The sequence below is a fragment of the Pseudomonas sp. RIT-PI-AD genome (genome assembly GCF_025642785.1).
Classification (GTDB): domain Bacteria; phylum Pseudomonadota; class Gammaproteobacteria; order Pseudomonadales; family Pseudomonadaceae; genus Pseudomonas_T.
Genome location: NZ_JANZKU010000065.1, coordinates 1 through 1,067 on the forward strand (window position 1 = coordinate 1; position 1,067 = coordinate 1,067).

Genomic DNA, 1,067 nt, shown 5'->3' on the forward strand with positions numbered 1-1,067 from the left:
TGGACTGGCGGGTGGTATTAACAACTATCAGTATGCTCCGAATCCGGTGGGGTGGATTGATCCGCTGGGACTTACCGGTGCGCGTGGAACATGGAAGGGTCCCAATGTGCCCGGTGGAGTACAAACGGGCCTTAGTACTGGTGAAGGAGGTACAGGGATTACAAACCCAGCAGTTCAAGATGCTTATGATAATGTACCTGAGGAGTTAAGATCTGATCCCAGAATGCACGGTAATTGCGCTGAGGCAGATGCTTTAAGTAAAGGCGCCAACCAAGCAGGTGTAACAGATCTCGACGAGCTGAAGGAGATAGCTAAGAACTCAACATTTGAAGCTCAGCGCAACGATAAAAAAGGTAAGCCGATGGTTGCCTGCCGCTCGTGTGCCGAAGTGCAGAAACAACTTGGAATCACAGATATTGTTGGCTGTTCAAAAAAATAAGGTGGAGTTATGGAGGGTTTTAATAGGATTGATGTGGCAGAGGGTAAAGAATTGGAAAAAGATTATGATGTTGATTCGATGTCTTATGCTGATATGCAGATTATACATTATGACTTCGTTCGAGAGGTAATCTTGGATAGGAAGCTAATTCAGGGAAAAAATATTTCCGATTCTTTATTTTTTGCTGCTGTTGAAGTTAATGAAAAAATCTTGCTTAACCTTAATGGTAAAGTATCGGATGTGGATTTTCGAGCTGAAAAAATAAAAAATTGGAAGATCCAAGGCTTACTTTTAGGGGAGGAAAAAAAATTCATGAAGATTATCCTTAATGGTCTTTCTGGGAGAGAAGAATTTGAGTGTGCTATTAAGGAGGAGTCTGCGACGGCATCAATGTTTCTCGCAGGTGAGTTTTACGATTCTTTATCCTTTGGAGGTGAGGGGCTTTGTAAAAAACATGTGGATTTTGTTAGAAGACATCCCTTGATGGAATCATATAAAAGGTAAGATCTTTCGCACTGATTACAAGGTCGACCAAGTGGAAAACCAAGCACGAGCGGCAAGGGCACATCACCGCAGGAAGAGCCGGCGCAGCACCCGGCGGAAATCCTGTACTTCCACACCGACCACT

At 43.8% G+C, this 1,067-nt stretch carries 2 protein-coding genes; both read left to right on the forward strand.

Features of this window, described 5'->3' with window-relative positions; translation table 11 throughout:
- Nucleotides 1-439: YwqJ-related putative deaminase (locus OGL92_RS22035; protein ID WP_263148015.1), on the forward strand; the 439-nt coding region annotated here is incomplete at its 5' end.
- A 9-nt stretch (nucleotides 440-448) separates the two neighbouring features.
- Entirely contained in the window at nucleotides 449-943 is a 495-nt protein-coding gene (locus OGL92_RS22040) for a hypothetical protein (RefSeq protein ID WP_263148018.1), read from the forward strand.
- The last annotated feature ends 124 nt before the right edge of the window (nucleotides 944-1,067 follow it).